This is a genomic window from Enterobacter sp. MGH120 (assembly GCF_001037725.1).
In the GTDB taxonomy this organism is placed as follows: domain Bacteria; phylum Pseudomonadota; class Gammaproteobacteria; order Enterobacterales; family Enterobacteriaceae; genus Enterobacter; species Enterobacter hormaechei_C.
In genome coordinates this window covers 351510-374231 of the sequence record NZ_KQ089940.1, presented here as the reverse complement: position 1 = coordinate 374231, position 22722 = coordinate 351510, and the positions used below count along the sequence as shown (strand labels likewise).

General features: G+C 58.2%; 22 protein-coding genes and 1 pseudogene. 15 read left to right on the top strand and 8 right to left on the bottom strand.

Translation table 11 applies throughout. The annotated features are described in order from the left end of the window. Together dsdA and dsdX are read right to left on the bottom strand one after the other, a co-directional pair. Window positions 1-1290 (bottom strand): D-serine ammonia-lyase, encoded by a 1290-nt coding sequence (gene dsdA / locus SK54_RS01785; RefSeq protein ID WP_048246627.1) that lies wholly within the window; start codon window positions 1288-1290, stop codon window positions 1-3. A gap of 17 nt (window positions 1291-1307) precedes the next feature. Beyond that, window positions 1308-2645: a D-serine transporter DsdX gene (gene dsdX / locus SK54_RS01780; protein ID WP_048246625.1), complete on the bottom strand. Its 1338-nt coding sequence runs from the start codon at window positions 2643-2645 to the stop codon at window positions 1308-1310. A gap of 204 nt (window positions 2646-2849) precedes the next feature. On the opposite strand from dsdX, the gene dsdC reads away from it, so the two are divergent. Together dsdC and SK54_RS21620 are read left to right on the top strand one after the other, a co-directional pair. Further along, window positions 2850-3776: a DNA-binding transcriptional regulator DsdC gene (gene dsdC / locus SK54_RS01775; RefSeq protein ID WP_023302824.1), complete on the top strand. Its 927-nt coding sequence runs from the start codon at window positions 2850-2852 to the stop codon at window positions 3774-3776. A gap of 84 nt (window positions 3777-3860) precedes the next feature. Next, window positions 3861-4946: pseudogene (locus tag SK54_RS21620) on the top strand (cellulase family glycosylhydrolase); the annotation flags it as partial. Here SK54_RS21620 and emrD read toward each other — a convergent pair. The 4 genes from emrD to tisB form a co-directional block, all read right to left on the bottom strand. Beyond that, entirely contained in the window at window positions 4852-6036 is a 1185-nt protein-coding gene (gene emrD, locus SK54_RS01770; protein ID WP_048247925.1) for a multidrug efflux MFS transporter EmrD, read from the bottom strand. The pseudogene SK54_RS21620 and the gene emrD overlap by 95 nt on opposite strands. A 175-nt stretch (window positions 6037-6211) precedes the next feature. Continuing rightward, entirely contained in the window at window positions 6212-7045 is an 834-nt protein-coding gene (locus SK54_RS01765) for a DMT family transporter (RefSeq protein ID WP_015570117.1), read from the bottom strand. Between the two features lie 62 nt (window positions 7046-7107). After that, entirely contained in the window at window positions 7108-7554 is a 447-nt protein-coding gene (locus SK54_RS01760) for a GNAT family N-acetyltransferase (RefSeq protein WP_003861064.1), read from the bottom strand. A gap of 64 nt (window positions 7555-7618) precedes the next feature. Beyond that, window positions 7619-7708 carry a type I toxin-antitoxin system toxin TisB gene (tisB, locus tag SK54_RS21615; protein ID WP_017383683.1) on the bottom strand — a complete coding sequence of 30 codons (90 nt, stop codon included), beginning with the start codon at window positions 7706-7708 and terminating at the stop codon, window positions 7619-7621. Between the two features lie 726 nt (window positions 7709-8434). Between tisB and SK54_RS01750 the strand changes: the two genes are divergently transcribed. The 10 genes from SK54_RS01750 to SK54_RS01705 all read left to right on the top strand — a co-directional run bounded on the left by SK54_RS01750 (window position 8435) and on the right by SK54_RS01705 (window position 18337). After that, entirely contained in the window at window positions 8435-9148 is a 714-nt protein-coding gene (locus SK54_RS01750; RefSeq protein ID WP_032668902.1) for a hypothetical protein, read from the top strand. Between the two features lie 195 nt (window positions 9149-9343). Then, window positions 9344-9823: an Hcp family type VI secretion system effector gene (locus tag SK54_RS01740; protein WP_032668901.1), complete on the top strand. Its 480-nt coding sequence runs from the start codon at window positions 9344-9346 to the stop codon at window positions 9821-9823. Window positions 9824-9930: 107 nt separating this feature from the next. Beyond that, window positions 9931-10029, top strand: a complete 99-nt coding sequence (gene ivbL, locus SK54_RS22430; RefSeq protein ID WP_057979964.1) for an ilvB operon leader peptide IvbL — start codon at window positions 9931-9933, stop codon at window positions 10027-10029. Window positions 10030-10135: 106 nt separating this feature from the next. Beyond that, window positions 10136-11824 carry an acetolactate synthase large subunit gene (ilvB, locus tag SK54_RS01735; protein ID WP_015570114.1) on the top strand — a complete coding sequence of 563 codons (1689 nt, stop codon included), beginning with the start codon at window positions 10136-10138 and terminating at the stop codon, window positions 11822-11824. Window positions 11825-11827: 3 nt separating this feature from the next. Further along, window positions 11828-12115, top strand: coding sequence for an acetolactate synthase small subunit (gene ilvN, locus SK54_RS01730; RefSeq protein ID WP_015570113.1), 288 nt, complete (start codon window positions 11828-11830; stop codon window positions 12113-12115). 125 nt (window positions 12116-12240) lie between these two features. After that, window positions 12241-12834 carry a transcriptional regulator UhpA gene (gene uhpA / locus SK54_RS01725; protein ID WP_003861054.1) on the top strand — a complete coding sequence of 198 codons (594 nt, stop codon included), beginning with the start codon at window positions 12241-12243 and terminating at the stop codon, window positions 12832-12834. After that, the gene (gene uhpB / locus SK54_RS01720; RefSeq protein WP_017694010.1) at window positions 12831-14336 is read left to right on the top strand and encodes a signal transduction histidine-protein kinase/phosphatase UhpB; all 1506 of its coding nucleotides are present in this window, start codon (window positions 12831-12833) and stop codon (window positions 14334-14336) included. Before uhpA ends, uhpB begins: the two co-directional genes overlap by 4 nt. Beyond that, on the top strand, window positions 14329-15639 hold the full coding sequence (locus SK54_RS01715) for an MFS transporter (protein ID WP_017383677.1): 1311 nt from the start codon (window positions 14329-14331) through the stop codon (window positions 15637-15639). The genes uhpB and SK54_RS01715 overlap by 8 nt, the downstream gene beginning before the upstream one ends. Before the next feature lie 132 nt (window positions 15640-15771). Then, the gene (gene uhpT / locus SK54_RS01710; protein WP_006808805.1) at window positions 15772-17163 is read left to right on the top strand and encodes a hexose-6-phosphate:phosphate antiporter; all 1392 of its coding nucleotides are present in this window, start codon (window positions 15772-15774) and stop codon (window positions 17161-17163) included. Between the two features lie 169 nt (window positions 17164-17332). After that, window positions 17333-18337, top strand: a complete 1005-nt coding sequence (locus tag SK54_RS01705; RefSeq protein WP_048246622.1) for an alpha/beta fold hydrolase — start codon at window positions 17333-17335, stop codon at window positions 18335-18337. Here SK54_RS01705 and SK54_RS01700 read toward each other — a convergent pair. Beyond that, window positions 18325-19227, bottom strand: a complete 903-nt coding sequence (locus tag SK54_RS01700) for a LysR family transcriptional regulator (protein WP_048246621.1) — start codon at window positions 19225-19227, stop codon at window positions 18325-18327. The genes SK54_RS01705 and SK54_RS01700 overlap by 13 nt on opposite strands. A 99-nt stretch (window positions 19228-19326) precedes the next feature. Here SK54_RS01700 and SK54_RS01695 point away from each other — a divergent pair, with 99 nt between their 5' ends. The 3 genes from SK54_RS01695 to nepI all read left to right on the top strand — a co-directional run bounded on the left by SK54_RS01695 (window position 19327) and on the right by nepI (window position 21755). Further along, on the top strand, window positions 19327-19779 hold the full coding sequence (locus tag SK54_RS01695; RefSeq protein ID WP_045343915.1) for a DUF1198 domain-containing protein: 453 nt from the start codon (window positions 19327-19329) through the stop codon (window positions 19777-19779). Window positions 19780-19876: 97 nt separating this feature from the next. Beyond that, window positions 19877-20395, top strand: coding sequence for an SRPBCC domain-containing protein (locus SK54_RS01690; protein ID WP_017694007.1), 519 nt, complete (start codon window positions 19877-19879; stop codon window positions 20393-20395). 169 nt (window positions 20396-20564) lie between these two features. Beyond that, window positions 20565-21755, top strand: a complete 1191-nt coding sequence (gene nepI, locus SK54_RS01685; protein WP_047364891.1) for a purine ribonucleoside efflux pump NepI — start codon at window positions 20565-20567, stop codon at window positions 21753-21755. A 48-nt stretch (window positions 21756-21803) separates the two neighbouring features. On the opposite strand, the gene SK54_RS01680 is transcribed toward nepI, so the two are convergent. Beyond that, window positions 21804-22709 (bottom strand): EamA family transporter, encoded by a 906-nt coding sequence (locus tag SK54_RS01680; protein WP_017383673.1) that lies wholly within the window; start codon window positions 22707-22709, stop codon window positions 21804-21806. Between the last annotated feature and the right edge of the window lie 13 nt (window positions 22710-22722).

Here is a 22722-nt window from a genome sequence, read left to right as displayed (position 1 = left end):
TCAGGCGTTTCCCTTCGCCAGGTACTTCGCCATCTCATCCTCCGGCACCATGCCGCCGCCGGTCGCCCACACCAGGTGGGTAACGTTCTCATCGGCATCGACGCGCACCGGCCCGGCCATCCCCGCCAGCGCCGACGGCTCCAGGCGAATCCCTTCCTCCTGAGCCAGCCAGCCGAGCATGTCGTACATGCTCTGGTCGGAAAGGGTGTAGAACCCGTCGAGCAGGCGCTCCATCGCGCGGCCCACGAAGCCGGAGGCACGTCCTACCGCCAGACCGTCCGCCGCCGTCACGTTATCAATGCCCAGATCCTGCACCGCAATCTCATCGTGCAGCCCGGTATAAACGCCCAGCAGCATGCACGGCGAGTGCGTTGGCTCCGCGAAGAAGCAGTGGACGTTATCGCCAAAGGCCAGCTTCAGGCCAAACGCCACGCCGCCGGGACCACCGCCGACGCCGCACGGCAGGTAGACGTACAGGGGATGATCGGCATCCACCACGCGGCCCTGCTCGGCAAACTGCGCCTTCAGGCGCTCGCCAGCAACCGCATAGCCCAGGAACAGCGTGCGTGAGTTCTCATCGTCAATAAAGAAGCAGTTCGGATCGCTTTCCGCCGCTTTGCGTCCCTGCTCCACCGCCACGCCGTAATCCTGCTCATATTCCACGACGATCACGCCGTGGCTGCGCAGTTTGGCTTTCTTCCACTCGCGGGCGTCGGCGGACATATGCACCGTCACCTTAAAGCCAATGCGGGCGCTCATAATGCCGATGGACATCCCCAGGTTGCCGGTTGAGCCCACCGCGATGCTGTACTGGCTGAAGAAGTTCTTAAAGCGCGGCTCCAGCAGAACGCTGTAGTCGTCTTCAAGGCTCAGCAACCCGGCGTCCAGCGCCAGTTTCTCCGCATGAGTCAGCACCTCATAGATGCCGCCGCGCGCTTTGATCGAGCCGGAAATCGGCAGATGGCTGTCTTTTTTCAGCAGCAGCGTGCCTGGAATGGCCTTACCGGACTCTTTCTCCAGCCGCGCCTGCATCGCCGGGATCGCGACCAGGTCGGATTCGATAATCCCGCCCGTTGCCGCCGTTTCCGGGAACGCTTTCGCCAGATACGGCGCGAAGCGTTTCAGGCGCGCGTGGGCGTCGTCCACGTCGGCTTTGGTCAGCCCGACATAAGGCAACCCTTCTGCAAGCGTCGTGGTGCGCGGGTTAAGCCAGGTGGTTTCTTTCAGGGCAATCAGATCCTCAACCAGAGGAAACTGTGCGGTTAAAGTAGTGATAGTTGCGTTTTCCATAGTACGTCTCTTCGCGCTCAGATAATGAAGGAAAGCAGGAATGTGCCGCCAAGTGCAAGCACCGAGGCGATAAACGTCGCCGTCGTATAGTATTTGAAGGTCTCGTTCAGGGTCGCGCCGCAATACTGCTTCACCAGCCAGAAGAGAGAATCGGTCACGATCGTGCAGCCAATAGCGCCGGACCCGATGGCAATGGTGATGATCTCCGGGCTTACGTTCGGGTAGAGCGGCAGCATCGGCGCTACTATCGCCGTGGCACCCATCATCGCTACCGTTGCCGAACCCACGGCGGCGTGCAGCACCAGTGCCACCAGCCAGGCGAGAAGGATAGGGTGCATATGCAGGTTCGAGAGAATATGTGCCAGCGTCTCCGCCAGACCGCTGGTTTTAAGGATGGCGTTGAACGCGCCGCCCGCACCGATAATCAGCAAAATGTTGGCGATAGAGCCAAAGCCGTGCTCCGTATGGGTCAGCATTGCGCCCATGCCCATGTGCTGGCGGATCCCCAGCAGGTAGTAGGCGACAAACACGGCGATAAACATCGCGGTGATGGGGTTGCCGATAAACTCCAGCAGGGTATACAGCGAGCCTTCTTTTGCCATGTTCAGCTCGGCAATGGTTTTCACCAGCATCAGGGCAATCGGCAGCAGCACGGTGAACAGCGTGGCGCTCAGCGACGGCAGCGTGTGTTCTTCCCGCACCTTCAGGTCTGAAAATTCCGCCGGAACCGGCTTATAGGGCAGACGATCGCCGAGCAGCTTCAGGAACAGCGGGCCGCCAACCAGAGACGCCATCAGGCCCACCATCAGACCGTAGACAATCACCGTCCCGACGTCCGCCCCTAATTTATTGGTGACAAACAGCGCGGCCGGATGCGGAGGCACCACGCAGTGCACTGCCATTAGTGCGGTACAGAGCGGAATGGCCAGCTTGAGCAGCGACGTGTTGGTCTTTTTGGCGATGGAAAACGCCAGCGGGATCAGCAGTACCACGCCCACTTCCACAAACAGCGTAATGCCGCAGATCAGGCCGACCAGGACCATAATCACGTCCGCCGACAGCCAGCGGCAGCGCTGCAACGTAATCCCGATGCGCTCTGCCGCGCCGGTGACTTCCATCATTTTGCCGAGAATAGTGCCAAGACCGATAACCGCCGCCAGGAAGCCCAGCGTACCGCCAATCCCGCTCTCAATGGCGTTCACCATATCCAGCGGGCTCATCCCCATCATCGCGCCGACGAAAAAGCTTGCCAGCAGCAGCGCGAGGAACGGGTGAAACTTCAGTTTTACGATGGTTAAAACAATCAATACGATGCTGACAAGCAGCGTTGCCACAACCCAGACCTGAGATCCCATATCTCACCTCACCCTTATGTCATCTGGGGGTATTGGACGAAAAAACGGCGTGGGCTGACAAACGATATAAATTGGCGTTCAGATGAGCCAGATTGGATCAACTGAGTGACTGGACTCTAAAAAGCGCACTTAACTCGTATTAGGTTCACATAAATTCATTCTTGAGCGGTATGCTGAACGCAGAAATTACGTGTGGGAATTGTGATGACCGATGCGAATGAAGGCAGAAACCGGCTTTTAAACGGCTGGCAACTGTCGAAAATGTACACCTTTGAAGTGGCCGCCCGGCATGAGTCCTTCGCGCTGGCGGCGGCGGAGCTGTCGCTCAGCCCCAGCGCGGTGAGCCACCGCATAAACCTGCTGGAAGAGGAGCTGGGCATTCAGCTGTTTGTCCGCTCACACCGTAAAGTGGAGCTGACGCAGGAAGGCAAGCGCGTTTACTGGACGCTGAAATCGTCCCTCGACACCCTGAATCAGGAGATCCTGGATATTAAAAACCAGGCGCTGTCAGGTACGCTAACGGTGTACTCCCGGCCGTCGATCGCCCAGTGCTGGCTGGTGCCGATGCTGGGGGATTTTACCCGCCGCTACCCGTCGATTTCACTTACTATTCTGACTGGTAATGATTACGTCAACATGCAGCGAACCGGCATCGATCTGGCGCTCTATTTCGACGATACGCCGCCAAACCACCTTTCTCATCACTTTTTGATGGATGAAGAGATTTTGCCCGTCTGCTCGCCGGCGTATGCCCGGGAGCATGAACTGCTGAAAAACCCCCATAACCTCAGCCACTGCACGTTACTGCACGACCGTCAGGCCTGGAGCAATGATTCCGGTACGGATGAGTGGCTGAGCTGGGCGCAGCATTACGCGGCGAATATGCCGTTATCATCGGGTATTGGCTTCGATCGCTCTGATTTAGCCATTATCGCGGCCATGAATAATGTGGGGGTGGCGATGGGGAGAAAGCGGCTGGTGCAAAAACGTCTCGAACGAGGGGAGTTGATCGCACCCTTTGATGGGAAAACTCTCAAGTGCCATCAGCATTATTACGTCTCAACGCTTCCCGGCCGTCAGTGGCCGAAAATTGACGCCTTTATCGGCTGGCTAAGAGAACTGGCGGGTTGAAGAATTATTACGCTTTCGCTCTACACCAAATGTGAAAAAGCGTGCTAAATACAGGTAATGCTTTTGATTTATCCAGGGTAAACCGTGTTAAAGCCTTTTATTGCCACTGCGATCTTACTCTCTTCCGGCTGGGCTATTGCCGCTGAGCCGCCGCTGACGGCTGCCCGTTACGCGCAGATGCTGGGCGTCGGAATGGATGTCGACTGGGCACGCACCGAGCGCGGTATCCGCGAGTTCGACCCGCTGGTGGTCCGTGATTTTCAGGCGAAAGGCATACACCATGTCCGTATTCGGGTGGCGGGCGAACCGACGGAAGCGCGGCTGATTCACCTGCGTAAGCTGGTGGAGGCCTGCGAGCAATACGGCGTCATCCCCATCATCGCTTATCAGGCCGATGAATATAAAAACGACCCGAAAGCGGATACCGAAAAAGAGGTGATTAACTGGTGGATTGCCGTGGCGCACTATTTTGGTCAGCGCTCGCCGTTGCTGGGCTTTGACCTGATCTACGAACCGGCGGACAAGCTCAACCACAACGTTGCTTCGCTCAACCGGGTGTATGAGAAAGCGATCAAAGACATTCACGCCATTGATGCCAGCCGCATGATTTTTATCGCCCCTCGTCTGCGCGCCGCGCCGGAGGATTTATCCAGCCTGAAGCTGCCCGCGCACAGCCAGAATTACCTGCTGGCGGAGTGGCATATTTTCCCCTGGGGCCCGCTGAAAACGAACGGTAAATACCCGTGGACGTCCGGAACTGCGGCTGAGAAAGCGGCTATCCGTAACCGAATCAACGCCGCGCTGCACTGGCAACAAAAAACCGGGCATGTGAGCTGGGTTGGCGGCTGGGGGGTGGGCGAATCGAAAAGCCTGACGCCAACCGCCTCGCAGATGGCGTTTGCCACGTTTATGGCGTGCGAGCTGCAACAGGCCAACATCCCGTATGCGATAAACGCCGATGTTCAGTTTTATGACGGGGAAGAGGGGGCGTGGCGGCCTGCCCCAGAGCGGCTATTGCAGGCGATGATTGCGCCCGTCTGTGAAAAGCCCGGCGAGAAGCCGGGCCATCATGCGGTTAAACCGGCTGTTCGTGATGCGAGACACGCGACGCCAGCGGCAGCCAGCACAGCAAAATCAGCAGCCCCATCAGGGTCATCAGCAAGCCTAAACTCGCCTGCCCGGTCTGCGGCATCATAGCCGAAAGCCAGGCCAGCGCGCCGGAACCGATGTTCTGCAAACCGCCCACCAGCGCGCCTGCCGTGCCTGCGAGGAACGGGAACGGCTCCATCGCGCCGCTGGTGGCGAGGGGAAACAGCATGCCCGCGCCGAAGAAAAACAGCGCTGCCGGGATGAGCAACGTCCAGACCGACATCACGTCAAACAGCCCCGGGATCCACATCATCAGCCCGGCCAGCAGACAGCTGATCACCGACTGCCACATCAGGGTGGAGAAACGCTTGTTCGGACGTCCGGCGAACCATGCGCCGAAGAACGCCGCTGGGATCGGCAGAATAAACAGAATACTCACCACCATACTGCTCAGGCCAAGGCCTGCGCCCAGCAGCACGCCGGAGCAGGCTTCAAACACCGCAATGCCCGCCAGGCCGCCGATCAGCATCAACAGATAACAGGTAAACGACCCATTACCGAACAGCGTTTTGTAGCTGGCGATGAGCTTCGTGCGCGGCGCGTCCTGTGGGCGGGTTTCCGGCATCCAGCGCGCCATGCTGAAGGTGACAATAATGCACAGCACCAGCAGGAAGGCGTAACAGGCGCGCCAGGACCAGACGGTATCCAGCAGACCCCCAATCAGCGGGGCCAGCAGCGGGCTGACCAGAATACCCATATTTAACAGACTGTTGGCGTGACGAAGCTGTGTGCCCTGGTACATATCACGCGGCAGGGTACGCGCCATAACCCCGCCGACGCCGGTGCCCACGCCCTGGAGGGCGCTGGCGGCAATCAGGACGGTCAGGCTGTGCGTGGTAATGGCAATCACCGTTGCTACCATGAAAATGCTCATGCCCACCAGAATGACCGGACGACGCCCGACGCGATCGGACAGGGGACCATAAACCAGCTGTGAAACGCCATAGGTCAGCAGATAGGCTGCCATCACGCTCTGGACTGCACCTTCGCGGACGCTCAGATCTTTTGCCATATCGGCAATCGCCGGAATGTAGATGGTTTGTGCCATCTGCCCGACGGCCACCAGTAACACCAGCATCAACAATAAGTTCACGTTCCGTTGCTTTTTCATGTCGCTGAATACTTTTGCCAAAAGAGATAAATAAAGAATAAGTGACTACGCATTCCCATAAATGCGCGAGGAATCTACCACAGAGAGATGACAATTTAAGCATTACTGTGATGAATGACAGAAGACGTGAAGGCAGGATTTGTAAACAAGATCGGCAACTAATGTTGCCAGCGAATTACGCCAGGCGCAGCAGGACCGCACCGGCAGCAATACCCAGTGCCGCCGCGATGCGCAGGCCGGCAACCTTCTCTTTTAAAAGCACAAATGCGATTAATGCGCCGAAGAGAATAGAGGTTTCACGCAGTGCCGCGACCACAGCCAGCGGTGCCTGGGTCATCGCCCAGAGTGCCAGACCGTAAGATCCCATCGTCCCGACGCCGCCGAGCAGCCCTTTTTTCCAGTGCAGGCGCAGGTAGCTGGACGCTTCGCGACGCCGCGCCACCATTGCCCAGCTCAGCAGGCAGAAACCGTTCATGAAGAAGGTCCAGAGCGTATAGCCCAGCGCAGTGTCCGAGAGTCGCACACCGGTGCCGTCCACCAGGGTATACCCGGCGATAAAACAGGCGTTCAGCAGCGCCAGCCAGATCCCCTTGCGTGACTGCATGCGGCCGTTCATCGCCATGGCCAGAATCGAAAGACAAATGACCCCAATGCCGGACCAGGCAAGCCAGGAGAGATGATCCCCGAGCACCAATACGCTGATCAGCGCCACCAGCAGAGGGGCCGTCCCGCGCATAAGGGGGTAGGTCTGGCTCATGTCGGAGACCTGATAGGTCTTCGCTACCAGCACGGTGTACACCACCTGTAACGCACAGGAGACGAACAAATATGGCCAGCTTGCGGCAGTTGGCTGAGGAGAGAAGGGCAGTAAAATCAGGGCAATAAGCGCGGCTGAACCGCTGACTCCGATCGCCGAGTAGAGCTTATCCGTTCCGGCTTTAACGATGGCGTTCCAGCTGGCATGCAGCAGTGCGGCGAACAGTAAAATGCAGAAAACGGTGATGGTCATGGCGTATCGGTTGGTGAAATGTCATCCAACTGTAACATTCACCCGTCGATGCTGCCAGCCGCTTACACTGCGCAAAAAAGGCGGTGCGTCACCCGGGGTTCGTCTGACACCAGCCTGAAGCCCGCCCGATGGTAAAATCCGTACGCGGTTTCCGGCGCATGGGTATTAAGAAAATCAAACCAGATGCTGGCATCCGCCATCACCACGGTCAAAAGCTGTTTGCCTATGCCCTGCCCACGGCACTTCTCGCTGACGTAGAGATGACGAATACGTCCGGCGCGCGGCTGCTGGCTGAACGGATCGCGATTAAGGCCGCACACGCCCACCAGCCTGCCGTTAAGAAACGCCCCCAGCAGTTTTTCACCCGGCGCGTTAAAGCGGTTTTCACCCCGCTGCCAGTTCTCTTCCAGCCTGCGCAGCATATTGAAATTCAACGCGATACTCTCCGCCTTCAGGGCGATATACCCGGGTTCATCGGGCGTGACAGGCTCAATTAACAGACGCGACATAGCATTCCCTCGTTATTAAAGAGGGGCGGTTGCCCGCCCCTCTCAGGTGCGACTTGAACCTGAATCACCGAACGTATTTCAGGACAGCATCAAGCAGTTGCAATACAGCAACAATGAGTTTGAGGACAAGTATGACCATATCCACGACGCTCATACGCGTCTCCTTTTGGTTAAAAGGAGCACGATGCTGGCGTACCTTTCCGCCGCCTGTGGCCAGCACCTGGATTGACGTAACACAGTGTGCTCACTTCAGGGGTTAAGGCACTGACGGCACCACCCGTTTCAGCCAGGACTTCGTTGCGCCGGTAAACTGCGGCCCCCTCGCTCACTGCGAACACCCTCAGTATAGATAAATACTGTATGCATGAACAGTATTTTATGGACAAAATTTGGAAGGCGATCCATACTCAAAAACGTCAAAATCCGTGCCGGAATTGCGCGTTCGTCTTCGATCGCGTATACTTTTCGCGTTGACGTAACACAGTGTGTTCTGCGGCAACCAACCGCAAAACCCTGATAAAAACCTCGCTTAGGCGGGGTTTTTTGTTTTCAGGGCAGCCCAGAAAAGGTGCTTGTTGACTTATTGGCAATGGGTGCGGCTGGCATGCAGTATGATTCAATGATTAATTTAATAAGTTCTAATAAGCAGTGGTTCTGGTTCTAGGCCACTTATACAAGTTTACGTCTCTCAATACATAAACTCATTCCAGACATCAATACTCTTCTGAAAGTGAAAAAATGGTATCGACTATAATTGCAGTAAATAATAATGAACTAATTTATATTTTTCTTAAATATTTGCGGGGTTAACCCTCCTTAATTTGAATTATTCGATTTTTCATTGTACTATCTATAACCACGCGCATAGTATGGATACATTATGCAGGCATCTGATTATTTAAAGATGAAGTTCCAAAGCGACAGGCAGTTGGCTATTTATGGGCAGCAGGGCGTTGCAGGGACGTGGAAAGCATTACAGGGGATCGGCTCTGATATTTACTCAGGAATTGAGCGTGTAAGTTGGTACTCATCATGCTTAATCCCCAGCTATCACGATGTGTGTGACGAGCTTCTCTCAGAAGAAAAGAGAATGTACCTCTCAATTCTCTCGCTTTACCGTTATCGCGATGTAATAGCACACATGCTATATCTTTATTTTGAAAGTGTTATTTCCGATTCTGAAAATGGAAATGAACACAATCGCGTTCGTAAGATGGATTCAAAAGTAACCGGGCTTGTTAATAACATACCGACCAGCAAGGCCGCGCGTTTAGCGATAGCATGGGGTCTGGCCAAATCCCTTTCCGAATCTGGCCTGCTGTCTGAAATCGTCGTCGAACGGCTTGCACGCCGCGTACCTAACGTTGTCATGGCGCTTCAATTGATTGGAACGGAACAGAAGTGCGCTCTTGCTGCTCGTCGCCTGAAAACACTGAACCCTAAATATTACGCCACCCTCTATGCCGCACAACTGGAGATGCTTTACTACTTTTTTGAGCCTTTCCTGTCTGAACTCATTAAGAAGGTGCAGTTGGGATTCTATAAGGATTTCGATGCAATTTATAAAGACTTAAAGGGCAAGGAGCATGTTTAAAAGTCTGTTATCAATTCTATTTACGGATATTTTATTCCCTGTTTATATTTTTGCGTGCGCCTCTTTGTTCCTGTGGTTGGTACCTGACCACTGGGTCTTACTAACATTCATTGCTATCGTTGTGTTTATTATTGTTCACCCGATGATTTTTGGCCACTTTGATAAATACGATTAAATGTTATTAAAAGGATTTTTATGTCAAACCCAGCTTATTTGTTTTTAACAGATGAAAATGGTTCTCCCATGGTTGGCCCTTGCCTTGTGTCAGGGCGTGAAGGTGCAATTGAACTTAAAACGTTCACTCATAATGTCAACGTCCCGGTCGACGGGAATACCGGGAAATTGACGGGTACGCGTATACACATGCCCATCATGTTTCAAAAAGAATTTGATCGTGTAACCCCGCTTCTCTTTCGCGCATTGAGTACGGGAAGAACGCTCAAGTCAGCCACTATTAAGATGTATCAGATTAATGAGGCGGGTTTTGAACAGGAGTATTTTAATATCTTCCTGGAGAATGTGAAAATAACCTCAATCACACCAGACCTGTATCCCGGCGCAAACACCGGAACCCACCTTGAAACGGTTCTCATACGCTACGAGAAAATCACCTGGAAGCATTGCGACGGCAATGTCATCTATAGTGACACCTGGAATGAGCGAGCAACGTACTGAAACGTGATCCCTGACGCATTTTTGCGCAGATGAAAATATTTCCATTGTCACATCCGAAAACCTGTGTTTGTATAAATTCAATCAATGATTCCAAACACAGGTCCCCAATGACTTCATCCATCTTCACTTCGACCCTACTAAAAACTGCGCAACCTGCCGCAGTGGTCGTCGTGCGTGTGGTGGTGGTCGTCGGCAATGCGCCGTAGGGACTGGATCAACACACGAATCCAAAACCCCGCCGGCGCAAACCGGGCGGGGTTTTTCGTTTAGGACCCTCCCCGGAAGGCTGGCTCAGAAGAAAAGGACTGGAGCATGGCAAGTTCGGGCACAACATCCACCAAGACGCGTTTTACAGGCGCGCAGCTGATTGTTCATTTACTGGAACGACAGGGCATCACCACCGTTGCGGGCATCCCGGGTGGGACCGTACTGCCGCTGTATGATGCGTTAAGCCAAAGCACACAGATCCGCCACGTGCTGGCGCGCCACGAGCAGGGCGCAGGCTTTATCGCCCAGGGCATGGCGCGTACCCAGGGTAAACCGGCGGTCTGTATGGCCTGTAGCGGGCCGGGCGCCACTAACCTGGTGACCGCCATCGCCGACGCGCGTCTCGACTCCATTCCGCTGATCTGCATTACCGGCCAGGTGCCGTCCTCGATGATCGGCACCGATGCGTTCCAGGAAGTCGACACCTACGGCATCTCTATCCCCATCACCAAACATAACTATTTAGTTCGCGATATTAGCGAGCTGCCTCAGGTTATCAGCGATGCGTTCCGCATTGCGCAGTCTGGCCGCCCGGGCCCGGTGTGGATAGACATTCCTAAGGATGTCCAGACCGCAGAAATTGAGATCGACGTTCTGCCGGAGCCGGGTGACCGTGCCCCCGCGCCAGAATTCAGCGCTGAGAGCGTGCGCGATGCGGCGGCGATGATCAACGCCGCCAAACGCCCGGTGCTCTATCTGGGCGGCGGGACGATCAACGCCGCGGATGAAATCCGCCAGTTCGCTGAAAAAGCTAATTTGCCCACCACTATGACCCTGATGGCGCTGGGTATGCTGCCAAAAGCGCACCCGCTCTCTCTCGGCATGCTGGGAATGCACGGCGCGCGCAGCACCAACTACATCCTGCAAGAGGCGGATTTGCTGATAGTTATGGGGGCGCGTTTTGATGACCGGGCGATTGGCAAAACCGAGCAGTTCTGCCCGAACGCCAAAATCATTCACGTGGATATCGACCGCGCCGAGCTGGGTAAAATCAAGCAGCCGCACGTGGCGATCCAGGGCGACGTGGCCGAGGTGCTGGCGCAGCTGATCCCGCAGACGGAGGCAACCGACCGCGCCGACTGGCGCCAGCTGGTAGCCGATCTGCAACGGGAGTTCCCGGGCGCTATCCCAACCGAGGGCGACCCGCTGAGCCACTATGGTCTTATCAACGCCGTCGCCGCCTGCGTGGATGACAGCGCGATTATCACCACCGACGTCGGCCAGCATCAGATGTGGACCGCTCAGGCGTATCCGCTGAACCGTCCGCGCCAGTGGCTGACCTCCGGCGGCCTTGGCACCATGGGCTTCGGCCTGCCAGCAGCGGTTGGCGCGGCGCTCGCCAACCCGGACCGCAAGGTGATCTGCTTCTCCGGTGACGGCAGCCTGATGATGAATATTCAGGAGATGGCGACGGCGGCCGAAAACCAGTTAGACGTCAAAATCATTCTGATGAACAACGAGGCGCTGGGTCTGGTGCACCAGCAGCAGAGCCTGTTCTACAAGCAGGGCGTGTTTGCGGCGACCTATCCGGGGATGATCAACTTTATGCAGATTGCCGCTGGTTTTGGCCTGCACACCTGCGATCTGAACGCCGAAGAAGATGCCCACGCGGCGTTGCAGGATGCGATTTCTCGCCCTGGCCCGGCGCTGATCCACGTGCGTATCGACCCTGAACAAAAAGTGTATCCGATGGTGCCGCCGGGTGCGGCAAATACTGAGATGGTGGGGGAATAAGCCATGCAGAAACAATGTGATAACGTCATTCTGGAACTCACCGTCCGCAACCACCCAGGCGTCATGACCCACGTCTGTGGGCTCTTTGCCCGTCGGGCGTTTAACGTGGAAGGCATTCTGTGCCTGCCGATTCAGGGCAGCGAGCACAGCCGCATCTGGCTACTGGTGAACGACGACCAGCGTCTGGAGCAGATGATGGCGCAGATCGACAAGCTGGAGGACGTCACCAAAGTGGCACGCAACCAGTCCGATCCCACCATGTTTAACAAAATTGCGGTGTTTTTTGAGTAAATCACTTAAGGTAAGAGGCTTTTGCCGGATGGCGCTGCGCTTATCCGGCCTGCAAGGACGTTACACGTAGGCCGGATAAGGCGTTTGCGCCGCCATCCGGCGCGTTCACGCATCAGGATCAAACCATGACCACCATCGCCCTTATCGACGACCACCTTATCGTTCGCTCCGGCTTTGCCCAGCTTTTAAACCTCGAACCGGATTTTCAGGTCGTGGCCGAGTTTGGCTCAGGACGCGAGGCGCTGGCGGGCCTGCCGGGACGCGGGGTACAGGTCTGTATCTGCGATATCTCTATGCCGGACCTCTCTGGGCTGGAGCTGTTAAGCCAGCTGCCGAAAGGAATGGCGACGATCATGCTCTCGGTCCACGACAGCCCGGCGCTTGTCGAGCAGGCGCTCAACGCGGGGGCGCGCGGGTTTCTCTCTAAACGCTGTAGCCCGGACGAGCTGATTGCCGCCGTGCGCACCGTCTCCACCGGAGGCTGCTACCTGACGCCGGATATTGCCATCAAGCTGGCGGCGGGACGGCAGGATCCGCTCACCAGACGCGAGCGCCAGGTGGCAGAGAAACTTGCCCAGGGCATGTCGGTGAAAGAGATTGCCGTAGAGCTGGGGCTGTCGCCAAAGACCGTTCACGTTCATCGCGCCAACCTGATGGAAAAACTCAACGTCAGTAACGATGTCGAGCTGGCGCGCCGTATGTTTGACAGCTGGCAATGAACTCCCTGTTTTCGCGGCTGATCGCCGTTGTTGCCAGCTTTTTCATCTTCTCCGCCGCGTGGTTCTGTCTGTGGAGTATCAGCCTGCATCTTGTCGAGCGCCCGGAGCTGGCGGTGCTGCTGTTCCCCTTTGGCCTGCGGCTGGGGCTAATGCTGCAATGCCCGCGCGGCTACTGGCCGGTGCTGCTGGGCGCAGAGTGGCTGATGCTGATCTGGCTGGCGCAGGAAGTGGCGTTGGCGCACCTGCCTTTATTGATGACCGGAAGCCTGCTCACGCTTATCCCGGTCGCCCTGATTTCCCGCTACCGTCACCAGCGCGACTGGCGCACGCTGCTGCGTCAGGGTGCGGCGCTGATTGCCGCCGCGCTGTTGCAGTCCCTGCCGTGGGTGGGTGAAAAGGAGGGGCTCAACGCCCTGCTGCTGACCCTCACCGGCGGCCTGACGCTGGCCCCGACCTGCCTTGTGATCTGGCATTACCTTACCAGCACCGTCTGGCAGCCGCTCGGCCCGGCGCTGGTCTCCCAGCCGGTGAACTGGCGCGCCCGGCACCTGATCTGGTATCTGCTGCTGTTTGTGGTGAGCCTGTGGTTGCAGCTTGGTCTGCCCGCTGAATTATCACGCTTCACGCCGTTTTGTCTGGCGCTGCCGATCATCGCCCTTGCCTGGCATTACGGCTGGCAGGGCGCATTGATCGCCACGCTGATGAACGCCATCGCGCTGATTGCCAGCCAGACCTGGCACGATCACCCGGTAGATCTGCTGCTCTCGCTGCTGGCTCAGAGCCTCACCGGGCTGCTGCTCGGCGCGGGCATACAGCGCCTGCGCGAGCTGAACCAGTCCCTCCAAGCCGAGCTGGCGCGCAACCGCCGTCTGGCGGAGCGTCTGCTGGAGACGGAAGAGAGCGTGCGCCAGGAGGTTGCTCGCGAATTGCACGATGATATCGGCCAGACCATCACCGCCATCCGCACCCAGGCGGGCATTGTTCAGCGCCTGGCGGCAGAAAACGCGGGCGTGAAGCAGGGCGGGGCGCATATCGAACAGCTTTCGCTGGGCGTCTATGATTCCGTTCGTCGCCTGTTAGGGCGGCTGCGCCCGCGCCAGCTTGACGATCTCTCGCTCGAGCAGGCAATACGCTCTCTGATGCGCGAGATGGAGCTGGAGAGCCGCGGGATTGTCAGCCATCTCGACTGGCGCATTAACGAACCTGCGCTGAGTGAAGGCCAGCGTGTGACGCTGTTCCGCGTCTGCCAGGAAGGGCTGAACAACATCGTCAAGCACGCCAGCGCCAGCGCGGTAACGATCCAGGGCTGGCAGCAGGACGAGCGCCTGATGCTGGTGATTGAAGACGACGGCTGCGGCCTGCCGCCGGGCTCCGGCCAGCAGGGGTTTGGCCTGGCGGGCATGCGCGAGCGCGTGAAGGCGCTGGGCGGCACGCTGACGATCTCCTGCACCCACGGAACGCGCGTCAGCGTCAGTTTGCCGTTAAGGACACACCATGTTTAAAACCCCCGCCAGCGCCGCCCCGCTAAGCAACAAAGCGGAAATCGATGCCCGCTATCGCTACTGGCGTCGCCATATCCTGATTACCATCTGGCTCGGCTACGCGCTGTTCTACTTCACCCGCAAAAGCTTCAACGCCGCCGCGCCGGAAATTCTCGCCAGCGGCGTGATGACGCGCACCGATATTGGCCTGCTGGCGACGCTGTTTTACATCACCTACGGCCTGTCGAAGTTCTTCTCCGGCATCGTCAGCGACCGCTCCAACGCGCGTTATTTTATGGGCGTCGGGCTGATCGCCACCGGGGTGGTGAACATCCTGTTTGGCTTCTCCACCTCGCTGTGGGCCTTTGCCCTGCTGTGGGCGCTGAACGCCTTTTTCCAGGGCTGGGGCGCGCCGGTCTGCGCCCGCCTGCTCACCGCCTGGTACTCACGCAACGAGCGCGGCGGCTGGTGGGCGATATGGAATACCGCGCATAACGTCGGCGGGGCGCTGATCCCGATGGTGGTCGGCGCGGCGGCGCTGCACTACGGCTGGCGCGCGGGGATGATGATTGCCGGTGGCCTCGCGATTGTCGCCGGACTGTTCCTCTGCTGGCGCCTGCGCGACAGGCCGCAAACCGTCGGCCTTCCACCGGTGGGCGACTGGCGGCACGACGAGATGGAGATCGCCCAGCAGCAGGAAGGGGCCGGGCTGTCCCGCCAGGAGATCCTCACCAAATACGTGCTGAAAAACCCGTACATCTGGCTGCTGTCGCTCTGCTACGTGCTGGTCTACGTGGTGCGCGCGGCGATCAACGACTGGGGCAATCTGTACATGTCCGAAACTCTCGGCGTGGACCTGGTGACCGCCAACTCGGCGGTGACGATGTTCGAGCTGGGCGGGTTTATCGGCGCGCTGGTGGCGGGCTGGGGCTCGGACAAGCTGTTCAACGGTAACCGCGGGCCGATGAACCTGATTTTTGCTGCCGGGATCTTACTCTCCGTCGGCTCGCTGTGGCTGATGCCGTTCGCCAGCTACGTGATGCAGGCGGCGTGCTTCTTCACCATCGGTTTTTTCGTCTTTGGCCCGCAGATGCTGATCGGCATGGCGGCGGCGGAGTGTTCCCACAAAGAGGCGGCAGGCGCGGCGACGGGCTTTGTCGGGCTGTTTGCCTACCTTGGCGCATCGCTCTCCGGCTGGCCGCTGGCGCGGGTGATCGACGTCTGGCACTGGAGCGGTTTCTTTGCGGTGATCGCCATCGCGGCGGGGATTTCCGCCCTGCTGCTGCTGCCGTTTTTGCACGCGCAGGCACCGCGCGAAGCGTGACGCGCCTCACCTTTTGCTGCCGAGACGCGCAAAACTAAGAAATTTTCCCGGTTTCACCTGGACGCTGTCTCAGGCATCTCTCCTGGCTGGTTTTTACAATGCTGCAAAAATCAGCTCAGGAGTAACTCAGTCATGCTGGCCTTCTTAAATCAGGTGCGCAAGCCGACCCTGGATCTGCCGCTCGACGTGCGGCGCAAGATGTGGTTCAAACCGTTCATGCAGTCTTATCTGGTGGTCTTCATCGGCTACCTGACCATGTACCTGATCCGCAAAAACTTTAACATCGCGCAGAACGACATGATCTCAACCTACGGGCTGAGCATGACGCAGCTGGGGATGATTGGCCTGGGCTTCTCCATCACCTACGGCGTGGGGAAAACGGTTGTGTCCTACTACGCGGACGGCAAAAATACCAAGCAGTTCCTGCCGTTTATGCTGATCCTCTCCGCCATCTGTATGCTCGGCTTCAGCGCCAGCATGGGCGCGGGCTCCGTCAGCCTGTTCCTGATGATCGCCTTCTACGCCCTGAGCGGTTTCTTCCAGAGTACCGGCGGGTCGTGCAGCTACTCCACCATCACCAAATGGACCCCGCGCCGCAAGCGGGGTTCGTACCTCGGCATGTGGAACATCTCCCACAACCTCGGCGGAGCGGGCGCGGCCGGCGTGGCGCTGTTCGGTGCGAACTACCTGTTCGACGGTCACGTGATCGGCATGTTTATCTTCCCGTCGATTATCGCCCTGATTGTCGGCTTTATCGGCCTGCGCTACGGCAGCGATTCCCCGGAATCCTACGGCCTCGGCAAAGCTGAAGAGCTGTTCGGGGAGGAGATCAGCGAAGAGGACAAAGAGACCGAAGAAAACGAAATGTCCAAATGGCAGATCTTTGTTGAGTACGTGCTGAAAAACAAAGTGATCTGGCTGCTCTGTTTCTCGAACATCTTCCTGTACGTGGTGCGTATCGGTATCGACCAGTGGTCCACCGTGTATGCCTTCCAGGAGCTGAAGCTCTCGAAAGAGGTCGCGATTCAGGGCTTCACCCTGTTTGAAGTGGGCGCACTGGTCGGCACGCTGCTGTGGGGCTGGCTCTCGGACCTCGCCAACGGTCGTCGCGCGCTGGTGGCCTGCGTCGCGCTGGCGCTGATTATCGCCACGCTCGGCGTTTACCAGCACGCCAGCAACCAGTACGTTTACCTGGCGTCGCTGTTTGCGCTCGGCTTCCTGGTGTTCGGTCCGCAGCTGCTGATCGGCGTGGCGGCGGTTGGCTTTGTGCCGAAAAAAGCGATCGGCGCAGCCGATGGGATTAAGGGCACCTTCGCCTACCTGATCGGCGACAGCTTCGCCAAGCTCGGTCTGGGCATGATCGCCGACGGCACGCCAATTTTCGGCCTCACCGGCTGGGCGGGCACCTTCGCCGCGCTGGATGCGGCAGCGATTGGCTGTATCGTCCTGATGGCGATGGTTGCGGTGCTGGAAGAGCGTAAGATCCGCCGCGAGAATCGTGCGCAGAAATTAAAAGTAGCCTGAGTGTGCAGGTAACTTCTTTGCCCGGTGTGTGATGCCGGGCTTTTTTATTTTTCACGGCCTGCCTTTTACCTTTACCCCGCTTTACACACCCGCCCCTCTCCATGCTCTACAGTTTTTTTGCTGCCGCCTTTCGTGCAGCCTTAGCCCTTTTTGCTAACGGAGAGCTTGCATGTTGACCCGACGATTGTCCTGCCTGGCGCTGCTGATGGCGCTGGCCTCCCCCGCAATGGCCGCGAATGCCCCCACCTACGGCGAGAAGCTGGAAGGTTTTGACTACGGCTGGCCGGTAAAACACTTTACCTTTACCTCGCAGAACCAGCCTCTGGATATGGCTTACCTGGACGTGAAGCCGGAAAAACCCAACGGCCGCACCGTGGTGCTGATGCACGGCAAAAACTTCTGCGCTGGCACCTGGGACGGCACGATCCGCGCGCTTTCAGCCAGCGGGTATCGCGTGATCGCACCCGACCAGATCGGCTTCTGCAAATCCACCAAGCCGGAGCATTATCAGTACACCTTCCAGCAGCTGGCGGATAACACCCACGCGCTGCTGAAAACGCTCGGCGTTGATCGCGTGACGGTTATCGGCCATTCGACCGGCGGCATGCTGGCGACCCGCTACGCGCTGATGTGGCCGCAGCAGGTGGAGCAGCTGGTGATGGTGAACCCAATAGGGCTTGAAGACTGGAAAGCGCGCGGCGTGCCGCATATTACGGTCGACCAGTGGTACCAGCGTGAGCTGAAGGTCAATGCCGACGGTGTTCGTCAGTACGAGAAAAACACCTACTACGCCGGGGAGTGGAAGCCGGAGTACGAGCGCTGGGTCACCATGCTTGCCGGGTTAAACAACGGGCCGGGCAAAGCGCGCGTGGCGTGGAACTCGGCGCTGCTCTACGACATGATTTATACCCAGCCGGTCGTCTATGAATTTAACGAGCTGAAGATGCCAGTATTATTGATGATCGGCACGAAGGACAACACCGCCATCGGGAAAGATCTCGCCCCACCGGAGATCCGCAAGACGCTCGGTAACTACGCGGTGCTGGGCAAAGAGACGGCGAAGCGTATCCCGCACCCGACGCTGGTTGAATTTAACGACATGGGCCACGCGCCGCAGATGCAGGATCCAGCCCGCTTCCACGAGGCGCTGCTGAAAGGGCTTCAGGCGCGCTGACTGGTCTCCAGCAACAGCCCGCGCAGCCACGCCTGCGCGGGGTTGCGGTGCGTTCTGCCGTGCCAGGCCATGCTTTTGGTAAAGCCGGGCACGGGAACCGGCGTCTCGCAGACGAACATCCCCGTCTGCTTTTCCGCTATGCGTGATGGCACAACGGCAATCATATCGCTGAGGGCCAGCACGTCCGGCAGGACTAAAAAGTTACTCACCGATAAGCCAACATGCCGCGTTCGGCCAGTTTTCTCCAGCGCGCCATCCGTTACGCCGCGAAAACCGTCGCCCTCGTAAGAGACCAGCACATGCTCCAGGGCGCAAAACCGGTCTAACGTCATAGGCTTTCCGGCATCCGGATGGTCAGCACGCATCATGCAAACGTACCGTTCATCATAAAGCGCCCGGCCGTGAAGCTCGTCAGGTGTGGTATGCGGGGTGATCAGCGCCACGTCGACAGAGCCTTGTTCGAGCTGGCTGACCAGACGGTCGGATTCCACAGGCACCACGCGCACGCGAATACCCGGCGCCTGCACCTTAAGCGCAGCGATAAACGGCACGACGACCGCGCGCAGGGCGTAGTCGGTCGCAGCAAGCGTGAAGGTGAACGTTGCGGTGAGCGGATCAAAGGCGATCGGCTGAAGCAGCTCGTCGATATCTGCCAGAATGCGTTTGACGGGAGCCGCCATTGCTTCCGCCCGGGTGGTAGGCACGATGCCGTGCGGCGCGCGGATAAACAGCGGGTCTTCAAAGTAATCCCGCAGGCGGTTAAGCATGCCGCTTACCGCTGGCTGGGTCAGGGCAAGACGCGCCGCCGCGCGGGTGACGCTGCGTTCGTCCAGCAGGGCATCCAGCGTTTTCAGCAGGTTAAGATCCAGCGTGCGCAGATCCGCTTTCATGACGTTTTTCCACCTCTTTTCCGTTTACTATTATGGCGCTGCCCGCTGTTGACGCGCTGCGTTTCCCGCTATGATGGGCGGCTAGTCTAAGGAGAACGCATGGTCTGGATAATGCTGGCAACGCTTGCCGTGGTGTTTGTGGTTGGATTTCGTGTCCTGACCTCAGACTCCCGCCGCGCCATCAAACGTTTAAGCGAGCGGCTGGGGATCACCCCGATGCCGGTCGAGTCGATGATTGACCAGTTCGGTAAAACGCCGGGCAATGAGTTTATCCGCTATCTTGAACGCCCCGACGAGGCGCATCTGCAAAATGCCGCCCAGGTGCTGCTGATCTGGCAGGTCTGCATCGTCGACGCCAGCGAAGAGAATCTGCATACCTGGCACCGCATGCTGCGTAAAGCCCGTCTGGCCGCGCCGATCACCGACGCGCAAATCCGCCTCGCGCTCGGCTTTATGCGCGAGATAGAGCCTGACCCGCAGGAGCTTAACGCCTTCCAGCTGCGCTACAACCAGCTTTTCCTGCCGGAAGAGGGCGTGTTTTACCTGCACTGATATCACGAAACGTGATGAAGAGTATAAAGCATCGTCATTAGATTTATATCACCCGCAGGCGCACCATCACCTTATCAACTAACCGATGAGGTGAACCATGAAACAATCCGCCATTATCTGGCCGAACGACTATCTGCCAGGCACCACCGATAACTTTGCATCCAACGAAATCATCGTCGCCGGGCTGAGCGCAAAAGAGATTTGGGCGCAGCTTAACGACACCACCCTGTGGCCGAACTACTACAGCAACGCCGAAGATATCCGTTTTCACGACGGCAGCGGCCCGGCGCTGAGCGCCAACGCCCGCTTTCGCTTCACCACCTTCGGCTTCCCGGTTGAAGCGCAGGTGACGGAGTATGTTCCGCCCGTGGAGGGCGAAGCCGCGCGTATCGCGTGGCACGGCTGGGTAGAAGGGGATGCGAATTCGCGTCTGGACGTGATCCACGCCTGGCTGTTTGAAGACCTGCCGGGAAACCGCGTGCGCATTCTGACTCAGGAGTCGCAGAAAGGCGTGCCGGCGCAGGAATTAGCGCGCACCGTGCCGAACCCAATGATTAACGGGCATCAGGAGTGGATCGTGGGATTAGCGAATGCCGCTCTTAAGGCTCGCGGGTAATTTTGCCCGGTGGCGCTTTGCTTACCGGGCCTACAAGCCCGTAGGCCGGCGCAAGCGCAGCGCCGCCCGGCATTAAAAAACGACAAAAGTTGTCGAAACGTTAAATTCGTCACACTTTTGATGATAAACTGCGCGACTTTTCCGCACGTTTTTATCTTCAGGTGATGCCATGACAGAACATACCCAGCCCACGACTACACCGCAGGCCAAAGAGGTTTCACGCCCCAACTGGTCGGCGGTTTTCTCCGTGGCATTTTGCGTCGCCTGCCTGATCACCGTCGAGTTCCTGCCGGTCAGCCTGCTGACGCCGATGGCGCAGGATCTGGGCATTTCCGAGGGCGTGGCGGGGCAGTCCGTGACCGTCACCGCGTTTGTGGCGATGTTCGCCAGCCTGTTTATCACGCAGGCGATCGGCACCATTGACCGTCGCAAGGTGGTTATTCTGTTCAGCGTGCTGCTGACGCTCTCCTGCCTGCTGGTTTCTTTCGCTGAAAGCTTCACCCTGCTGCTGCTCGGCCGTGCCTGTCTGGGGCTGGGATTAGGCGGCTTCTGGGCGATGTCCGCCTCGCTGACCATGCGCCTGGTGCCCGCGCGTACGGTGCCAAAAGCCTTGTCCGTTATCTTCGGTGCGGTCTCGATCGCGCTGGTGATCGCCGCGCCGCTGGGCAGTTTCCTCGGTGGAATTATCGGCTGGCGCAACGTCTTTAACGCGGCGGCGGTGATGGGCGTGCTGTGCATTATCTGGGTGTGGAAGGCGCTGCCGTCCCTTCCGGGGGAAGCGGCGCACCACAAACAGAACATGTTCGCGCTGCTGAAGCGCCCGGGCGTGATGGCGGGGATGACCGCCATCTTCATGGCCTTTGCCGGGCAGTTTGCTTTCTTCACCTATATCCGCCCGGTGTATATGACCATGGCGGGCTTTGACGTGGACGGCCTGACGCTGGTGCTCCTGAGCTTCGGGATCGCCAGTTTTGTCGGCACCTCGCTGTCGTCCCAGTTCCTGAAGCGCTCCCTGAAGGTGGCGCTGGCGGGTGCCCCGCTGGTGCTGGCGATCAGCGCCGCGGTGCTGGTGTTGTGGGGCAGCGATAAGTGGGTGGCTTCGGCGATCGCGATTATCTGGGGCTTTGCCTTTGCGCTGGTGCCGGTGGGCTGGTCGACGTGGATCACCCGCTCGCTTGCCGATCAGGCGGAAAAAGCCGGGTCGATTCAGGTGGCGGTGATCCAGCTGGCGAATACCTGCGGCGCGGCGGTGGGCGGCGTAGCGCTCGACCACCTGGGGCTGACCTCGCCGCTGGTAATTTCCGGCACGCTGATGCTGCTGACCGCGCTGCTGGTGGCGGGGAAGGTTAAGGCGAAGTAGTGCTTTTCTCCCTCTCCCGTGGGAGAGGGTTGGGGTGAGGGCATCAGGCTACGCCGATGTCTGAACCCGTCTTCTCGAATCCATCGAAATCAACACCACCGACGACACAATCAGCAGCGTCCCCAGCCAGTCCGGCAGGGTGAATGCCACCCCCAGCAACACCACCGACAGCAGCGCGCTGCTCAGCGGCTCGGCGCAGCTCAGAATGCTCGCCTTCGGCCCGCCGATCATCTGTGCGCCTTTCAGATACAGGCTGAACGTCAGCGCGGTGCCAATCACCACCAGGTAGAAAAACGCCAGCAGCAGGCCGCCGTCGATCACGAAGGTGGTGCCGCGTCCGGCGTAGAACGGCGTCAGCATTAGTCCCGCAATCAACATACTCCAGCCGACAATCGGCAGCGTGCCGTAGCGGGCGATAAGCGTCGACGGGTACGTCGTATAAAACGCCGCGGCAAACGCCGAGGCGATACCGAAGAACAGCGCGGCCGGCGAGATGGAGAGCGACGTCGGGTCGCCGTGGGTTACCAGCAGGAAGGTACCCACAAGCGACGTGAAAATCGCGGATAAGACAAATATGCCGGGACGCGTTTTCCGCGCCAGCGCAAACCATGCCACGATAATGGTCGGCGACAGAAACTGGAGCACGGTGGCCGTCGCGGCGTTGGATTTTTCAATTGTCAGCAGGAAGGTGAGCTGCACGGTAAGCGCGCCAGCCAGCGAGAAAAACAGCAGGCTGAGGGCGTCTTTGCGGTTTTTGACGACCGAGAAAATCTTGTCGCCGTGAACGAAGGAGAGCGTCAGCAGGATCACGCCGGTAAACAGCAGACGAACCATGGTCAGGTAAGGCGAAGAGATGTGGCTTTTCTCCATGATGTACTGCGCGCAAACCCCGGAACTGCCCCATAAAACGGCGGCGATCAGGACGTTGAGCATCCCTTTGCGTGTGGAACCCATGTTCTCCCCTGTT

Coding starts and splice junctions, on each gene's coding strand:
- dsdA (WP_048246627.1), bottom strand. CDS start 1,290: ATGGAAAACGCAACTATCACTACTTTAACCGCACAGTTTCCTCTGGTT.
- dsdX (WP_048246625.1), bottom strand. CDS start 2,645: ATGGGATCTCAGGTCTGGGTTGTGGCAACGCTGCTTGTCAGCATCGTA.
- dsdC (WP_023302824.1), top strand. CDS start 2,850: ATGACCGATGCGAATGAAGGCAGAAACCGGCTTTTAAACGGCTGGCAA.
- emrD (WP_048247925.1), bottom strand. CDS start 6,036: ATGAAAAAGCAACGGAACGTGAACTTATTGTTGATGCTGGTGTTACTG.
- SK54_RS01765 (WP_015570117.1), bottom strand. CDS start 7,045: ATGACCATCACCGTTTTCTGCATTTTACTGTTCGCCGCACTGCTGCAT.
- SK54_RS01760 (WP_003861064.1), bottom strand. CDS start 7,554: ATGTCGCGTCTGTTAATTGAGCCTGTCACGCCCGATGAACCCGGGTAT.
- tisB (WP_017383683.1), bottom strand. CDS start 7,708: ATGAGCGTCGTGGATATGGTCATACTTGTCCTCAAACTCATTGTTGCT.
- SK54_RS01750 (WP_032668902.1), top strand. CDS start 8,435: ATGCAGGCATCTGATTATTTAAAGATGAAGTTCCAAAGCGACAGGCAG.
- SK54_RS01740 (WP_032668901.1), top strand. CDS start 9,344: ATGTCAAACCCAGCTTATTTGTTTTTAACAGATGAAAATGGTTCTCCC.
- ivbL (WP_057979964.1), top strand. CDS start 9,931: ATGACTTCATCCATCTTCACTTCGACCCTACTAAAAACTGCGCAACCT.
- ilvB (WP_015570114.1), top strand. CDS start 10,136: ATGGCAAGTTCGGGCACAACATCCACCAAGACGCGTTTTACAGGCGCG.
- ilvN (WP_015570113.1), top strand. CDS start 11,828: ATGCAGAAACAATGTGATAACGTCATTCTGGAACTCACCGTCCGCAAC.
- uhpA (WP_003861054.1), top strand. CDS start 12,241: ATGACCACCATCGCCCTTATCGACGACCACCTTATCGTTCGCTCCGGC.
- uhpB (WP_017694010.1), top strand. CDS start 12,831: ATGAACTCCCTGTTTTCGCGGCTGATCGCCGTTGTTGCCAGCTTTTTC.
- SK54_RS01715 (WP_017383677.1), top strand. CDS start 14,329: ATGTTTAAAACCCCCGCCAGCGCCGCCCCGCTAAGCAACAAAGCGGAA.
- uhpT (WP_006808805.1), top strand. CDS start 15,772: ATGCTGGCCTTCTTAAATCAGGTGCGCAAGCCGACCCTGGATCTGCCG.
- SK54_RS01705 (WP_048246622.1), top strand. CDS start 17,333: ATGTTGACCCGACGATTGTCCTGCCTGGCGCTGCTGATGGCGCTGGCC.
- SK54_RS01700 (WP_048246621.1), bottom strand. CDS start 19,227: ATGAAAGCGGATCTGCGCACGCTGGATCTTAACCTGCTGAAAACGCTG.
- SK54_RS01695 (WP_045343915.1), top strand. CDS start 19,327: ATGGTCTGGATAATGCTGGCAACGCTTGCCGTGGTGTTTGTGGTTGGA.
- SK54_RS01690 (WP_017694007.1), top strand. CDS start 19,877: ATGAAACAATCCGCCATTATCTGGCCGAACGACTATCTGCCAGGCACC.
- nepI (WP_047364891.1), top strand. CDS start 20,565: ATGACAGAACATACCCAGCCCACGACTACACCGCAGGCCAAAGAGGTT.
- SK54_RS01680 (WP_017383673.1), bottom strand. CDS start 22,709: ATGGGTTCCACACGCAAAGGGATGCTCAACGTCCTGATCGCCGCCGTT.